Below are 5,575 nucleotides of genomic sequence, written 5' to 3' on the forward strand. Positions count from 1 at the left end.
AGGGACGCAATTTGTCATTCCCGCGAAAGCGGGAATCCACGGCACCGGCTCGCTACGACCAGCCAGCGCCCCTGCGGCGTTCACACGGCAATCTCCCCGCTCATCAGCCGCGGCAGCAGCAAGTCGCGGGCGGCGCGGCTGTTCGCAGCAGCACCACTTCGCGCTCAGATGCCCGCCCGAGCGTACCGTTAGGACCAAACGTCTCCGCGTTGTAGGCGTAGACGCTTTCCCAGCCGAGCACCTTCTCCAGATGTTCGGCAAAGGTCTGCTGGACCAGCCGGTCTTCGCTATTGATGTCGGTGAGGGCCATTGCCTGTTTGGCTCAGATTTGGCTCATTCGCCAAACCGCCTCCCCGCAGAAATGTAGCGCGGACAAGTGGTTACGTTCGGCCGTTGGTCGCCTTTGGCGCGCTCCAAGGAGCCCCTCACTTTATTCCCCAGCTCTTGCTCCAAATCCGCGCTCCTCACGATTCATCCTGCAGTCGGTAGCGGGCGCCGTTTCGCTGCCCTTCCATGGCGGCCACTCCCGATCGAACCAGCTGAGCCGGCACCTCGCGCCAGACGGCATCCACCAGTTCCACCGGCGACAGGGCGCAGTCGTCCCACGTCCACTTGTTGATCTTCTGCCCCTGCTCGTCGTACTTGATCGCCTGCACCAGCGGTGCCGTGCCCAATGCGCGCCGGTCGGCCGCCGTGCCGAGCAGCAGCACGCCGAGGCGAGTGAGCGTTCCGCCCTGCTCCAGCCCGTAATGGGCGAGCAACTCATCGACCCCTTTCTCTTTCACCGACTCCTTCACCCGGTCAGAAGCACGCATGTCCTGCACGAAACGGCCGAGCTTGTCCGGGTCCGCGGCGGCGCGTGCCACGAGGCTGTCCATCGCCTCCCAAGGCCGGCCCGGCCGCTCGTTGGCAAGTCGCAGCACGTCGTCGCCCAGCACCGGCTGGCAGCTGTCGCCCACCCGCAGGAAGTAGCGTCCGTCCCGCGTGGAGGCGACACTCGGCGAACGCTCGACCAGCAACTCGATGAACTCGCCGCCGTTGGCCGCGCGCTGCAGGCTCGGCAACGCCTGCACGTTCACCGTCAGCTCGCCGATGCGCCGGCGCAGCCGATCCAGCAAGTCCGGCGGGATGACCTGATCGGCCGGCGGCTGCGTCTCGCCATCTTCGATGCCGATCAGCAACCGACCGCCTGAACCGTTGGCGAAGCAAACACAGGCCCGTGCGACATCATCCCAGTCGGCCGTCCTGCCGGTGACCGCGCGCAGCGACTTGCAGTCGGTGTATTGGTTTTCGAGGTTCATGCCGCGATATTTCCGCTCATCAGGCGCGATAGCCGCACGCTCCGCACCCGCACCATCTCACGCTCCGGGGCGCGCACCAGCGTCCCGTGCAGCCCAAAGGTCTCCACGTTCCAGGCATAGACGCTCTCCCAGCTGAGCGCCTTCTCCAGATGCTCAGCGAAGGTCTGCTGAACCAGCCGGTCTTCGCTGTTGATGTCGGTGATCATCCCGCTCGGCTCAGAGCAGATCCATCTGGCGTTCGTGCGGGATTGGAAACACCCCGACGATCACCCACGGGTTCGGCGCAACAAAGTGGAACTGCTGCGTCGTGCCGAGAAAGAAGTGCAAATCATGCTTCGTAAACTCGCCAAGGTACTTGGCGCGCACCTTTTCGAGCGCCTTCGCTTCATTTCCACGGCTGCTGCGCAAGCAGTTCCAAAACAACGCGCCCGCTTCCCAATCCAGCACTTGCATCTCGCTCGCCTGACCCGCCGCATCCTCGAAACGATAGGAGAAACTGTACGGCAGCTTGGGAATGAGCTTGAACGTCTGCCGCCATGTCTCCTCGGCGAACAGTTCACCTTGCTTTGTCTGTTTGCGGATCTCAGCAACCTTGGCCGGATCCCATTCGCGCGTTTCCTCCTCCCACACGAAGCCAGTGACTTTCGCGGGCTTGAAGATGGCAAGCGATACCGTGTTCGCTTTGGCACCCGTGATCAGCGGTTTCAGCTGCGAATGAACGGTAGCGGTCCGGAGCAACAATCGTCGCCGGTCGCGCCAGTTATGACTGGTATCCATGTGGCCAACGGGTTGCAGCTGCTGCACGTCGACCGGATGCCGCGTCTCGGGGCGGGGATCGGAGCGGCTCTTCTGCAGTTCGCATTCGAGCCAGTCGAACTTTCGATACTGCTCGGCTTCGTCGAGGCGTCGGAACGGTACAGGGTAGATGCGCACCCACGAGCCATCCTCTCGCACGCCGGCCGTGCAGACCGTCTCCCCGTACTTACGCGACAACGTCGGGTAGGTCTTGACGGTGATCAGAACGCGTTCCTCGCCACACCCCATCCTCACAGGTGTTGCGGCGCAAATGTCCGACCGAGTTCGCGCTGCAGCGCTTCAGCCACGCAATGGCGGTGACATTGATCGGGTAGTCGCTCATAGCAGGTCAGCGCTACGCGCTCGCCTTGCGCGACCCAGCGCCGGATTGTCGCCAGCGCCTCCGTCTGTTGCGGAAGGCATTCCCGCTCATACTGGATAAACAACGCATCGTAGTCTGCCTGCGTCCCCAGCCCACGCCGGTCTTCGGAGGCGATGCCCAGCTCCGGCAGGTGCTCATAGCGAACCCCCACGCCCTCGCACGCCTTGCTCAGCGTGCCTTTGGAAAATCCATACTTGCGGCTCAACGGATTGCGCCGCACGTCGCACAACAACGTCACACCCGCACGCAACAGCTGGTTCAGGTACCCCTCCAGGCTGCGCCCCTCGTAGCCGATCGTCATCAGCCCGGCCGGCTGGCGAACCGGCCGTGCCGCAGCGATGCGCGCCAGATCCTCCGGTTCGAGCCCAACGGCATCGACGATCTCGCTGCGCGCGGCGTAATAGGGATGCCGCCGGTACACTTCGGCAATCAGCGCGTTGCTTCGCAGCCCGGCGTGGCGTGCGCAGAAGGCCGCCACCTGGAGCGAGTCGACAGGCTGCCCCCGCGCCGCCGCGCGGCCCTCGTCGGTCAACTGCCACGTCTGATCGTCCTCGGCCAGCAGGCCAGCCTCGATCAGCCGCCGCTTGTCCGCGTAAGAGGTGAAAGAAAACCCGCCGAACCGATACGGTACGAATTCGTAGCTCGGCGTCCGCTCCCAATCCTGTGTGTAGAGGAACAGAAGCTTCTGGAAATCGGTGTGGCCCAGCGGCTCGCCCAGCGCGTCCAGCAGCGTCAGCAAGAGCCGTTGGCGCTCATACAGCATGCGCGAGTCTACCCCGCCCCCGGTTCACACCGCAATCTCCCCGCTCATCAGCCGCGGCAGCAGCAGGTCGGCGTCGTGCCAAACCTTACCTCGACCAATCGAGCGGCGAATCGTTGAATCCACCCACCACGATGATCCCAGCGAGGATCGCCCTGGCGGAGGGATTCGAACCCTCGGAACCGCAGTGCGGTTCGCCGGATTTTCAGTCCGGTGCCTTCAACCACTCGGCCACGCCTCCTTGGGAAAGCGACCACATGGGCAGCCTTCCAGCGGAACGAGCATTGACAATGCATCCGGCTCAATCCGAAATCAAATCCACGTGGGCTAGAGAGCACACGCCTGTTCTCAGACCGCAATCTCTCCGCTCATGAGGCGCGGCAGCAGCAGGTCGCGGGCGGCGCGGAGTTTCTTGTTCATCTCATCGAGCTTCGCGATCTGCTCGTGTAGCGGCACAGCCGTTTCCAAGAAGTCGCGCACGATGCGCGGCTCAGGCACCAGCAACGGTCTGCTGTATGCGAAGTCTCGGTTCAGCCCGGGCACGGCCACGTCCGTGCTGATGAAGTGCATTTGCTGGAGCGCGTAGTAGAGCCACAGATTGCTCGTCTGGGAATCGATGAAATAGACCGTGTCGATCGGCCAGTAGTCCTTCGGGCACCAGTAGACGCTGCCGACGTTGCCCTTGCGACCAACGACGATTACTGGGGCGGCTACGAGCGCCTTCTCATGCATGCCGACGATTCCGCTGGAGCCGTAAACCGGACAGGGCCCATCAGACCGATCTTCCGCCTTCAGTGCTTTGCCGTAATTCAGCGTCACGCGGTCACCGATCGGTACGCGCTCCCACCCCGCGGGCACGCCGTTGGCGATGCGGGTGTGCTCGTGGCCGGGGAAGCGGAAGCGGACGAACCACTCGCGGTAGAGTTGCCGCGCTGCCTCCTCCAAGAGTACCATCCGCCGCCGGTTGTTCTCGATCAGGTCGTCGTACGCGGCGAGGATGTCGGCGATGCGTTGCTGCGAATTGGTGTCGGGGCACCGGACCTTCAGTTCATGTAGGACGTTACGGTTGACCCCTGGGACGGCCGCTTTGTCGCTTTGATAATTTTTCAGGATATTCCGCAGAAAGTAGGCGACAAATCGCGGGTGATGCCCTTGAAGTCCGTGACGTAAAGCGCGGTGTTCAATGGCCAGTAGTCTTCCTCGACGTAGAACACCTCGCCGATTGTTCCGTACCGTCCGGTTACAACGCCTGGCGGTTTCGCCTTTGGCTCACTGTGGTGGCCGGTGATACCCGAAGAAGACACGACCGGGATCTCGCCGTCCTGTCGCTGAGAGTCAGGCAAGTCGTGACCACGCTTTAGGTTGATCACATCGCCAAGTCGGGAGGCATGCCAGCTCATGCCCCTAACTCCTCGAAGTTCTCTTGGATCTTCGCCGCCAGCTCTGCCGCCTCCGTGTTGAGGTCGGCCAGCTCGGTGTGGATGTCGCGCAGAGTCTGCTCGAAGTCGAAGTCCTCGTCTTCCTCAGTCGGAGCGACGCCGACGTAGCGCCCGGTGGTGAGGCTCCAGTCGGCGGCCTCGATGTCCTTGCGGTCAACGAGCTTCACCAGTCCCGGCACGGCTTCGAGGTCGGCTTTCGGGAAACGGTCCTGAAGCCACGCCACCTGCCGGTGGAAGTAGGCCGCGTGCTTCAACTGCTCGACGGCGGCTTTGCGCTGTTCGTCGAGCTGCTTGACCAGTCGGCCCGTGGTCCGGCGGTCGTACGGCAACCCCTCACCCCGACCCTCTCCCCCGTTGCCGGGGGCGAGGGAGATATCGGCGGCCAGGTCCGCCGCCCGCGCGGCGAGCTTGTAGAGCAAGTCCACTTGCTTGATGAGGCCGCGGATCGCTTCGGCGATTGGGTCGAACACCTTGCGCGCAGCGCGTTGCGCGTTGTTGTCTGGATTCCGGCTTTCGCCGGAATGACGTGACACATACGCCGTGATGTCATCCAGGGCCTTCTTGCCGTCGCGTTGGTACAGCGTGGCCGCCTCGCGCAGTTCGATCACCGCATCGGCAAGCGCCTGCTTCTTCTCCGCGCCGACGTCGGCGTGCTTGGCCACGGCGTCGGCAAGAACATCAAAGCGACCGCGCAGGTCGGCGAGTGTCCCCTCGAAGGGCGCAAGCGCCGCGGGGATGGCCGCGCTCTCGGCGCAGACGCGCCCCAAGTAGTCCTTCACCAGCCCGAGGAACCGCTCCCGCTGGCCGCGATAGAGCCAGACGATCGCCGCGAGGTTGTGCATCTGCTCGGGCGAGAAGTCGTAGATCTTGCGCGTGACCTTGCGGTAGACGTTGCGTG

The 5,575-nt window shown here is 63.6% G+C and carries 7 protein-coding genes, 1 tRNA gene and 1 pseudogene; all 9 read right to left on the reverse strand.

Annotation, left to right across the window (positions count from 1 at the left end; translation table 11 throughout):
- Nucleotides 1–103 precede the first annotated feature (103 nt).
- Nucleotides 104–310 carry a hypothetical protein gene (locus tag HY699_08300; protein MBI4515802.1) on the reverse strand — a complete coding sequence of 69 codons (207 nt, stop codon included), beginning with the start codon at nucleotides 308–310 and terminating at the stop codon, nucleotides 104–106.
- 235 nt (nucleotides 311–545) lie between these two features.
- Nucleotides 546–1,301, reverse strand: a pseudogene (locus HY699_08305) (ATP-binding protein).
- Nucleotides 1,298–1,507 (reverse strand): hypothetical protein, encoded by a 210-nt coding sequence (locus HY699_08310; protein MBI4515803.1) that lies wholly within the window; start codon nucleotides 1,505–1,507, stop codon nucleotides 1,298–1,300. Before HY699_08310 ends, HY699_08305 begins: the two are co-directional and overlap by 4 nt.
- 10 nt (nucleotides 1,508–1,517) lie before the next feature.
- Nucleotides 1,518–2,345 (reverse strand): hypothetical protein, encoded by an 828-nt coding sequence (locus HY699_08315; GenBank protein MBI4515804.1) that lies wholly within the window; start codon nucleotides 2,343–2,345, stop codon nucleotides 1,518–1,520.
- 2 nt (nucleotides 2,346–2,347) lie between these two features.
- Nucleotides 2,348–3,241, reverse strand: coding sequence for a DUF488 domain-containing protein (locus tag HY699_08320; GenBank protein MBI4515805.1), 894 nt, complete (start codon nucleotides 3,239–3,241; stop codon nucleotides 2,348–2,350).
- Between the two features lie 153 nt (nucleotides 3,242–3,394).
- Nucleotides 3,395–3,476, reverse strand: a tRNA-Phe gene (locus HY699_08325).
- Between the two features lie 110 nt (nucleotides 3,477–3,586).
- Complete coding sequence (locus HY699_08330; protein ID MBI4515806.1) at nucleotides 3,587–4,285, reverse strand: restriction endonuclease subunit S; 699 nt, start codon at nucleotides 4,283–4,285, stop codon at nucleotides 3,587–3,589.
- 59 nt (nucleotides 4,286–4,344) lie between these two features.
- Nucleotides 4,345–4,638, reverse strand: coding sequence for a restriction endonuclease subunit S (locus tag HY699_08335; protein MBI4515807.1), 294 nt, complete (start codon nucleotides 4,636–4,638; stop codon nucleotides 4,345–4,347).
- On the reverse strand, nucleotides 4,635–5,575 hold a 941-nt coding region (locus HY699_08340; protein MBI4515808.1), incomplete at its 5' end, for an SAM-dependent DNA methyltransferase. The genes HY699_08340 and HY699_08335, both read right to left, overlap by 4 nt.

Source organism: Deltaproteobacteria bacterium, assembly GCA_016210005.1.
In the GTDB taxonomy this organism is placed as follows: Bacteria; Desulfobacterota; Binatia; order HRBIN30; family JACQVA1; genus JACQVA1.

Coding starts and splice junctions, on each gene's coding strand:
- HY699_08300 (MBI4515802.1), bottom strand. CDS start 310: ATGGCCCTCACCGACATCAATAGCGAAGACCGGCTGGTCCAGCAGACC.
- HY699_08320 (MBI4515805.1), bottom strand. CDS start 3,241: ATGCTGTATGAGCGCCAACGGCTCTTGCTGACGCTGCTGGACGCGCTG.
- HY699_08315 (MBI4515804.1), bottom strand. CDS start 2,345: ATGGGGTGTGGCGAGGAACGCGTTCTGATCACCGTCAAGACCTACCCG.
- HY699_08310 (MBI4515803.1), bottom strand. CDS start 1,507: ATGATCACCGACATCAACAGCGAAGACCGGCTGGTTCAGCAGACCTTC.
- HY699_08335 (MBI4515807.1), bottom strand. CDS start 4,638: ATGAGCTGGCATGCCTCCCGACTTGGCGATGTGATCAACCTAAAGCGT.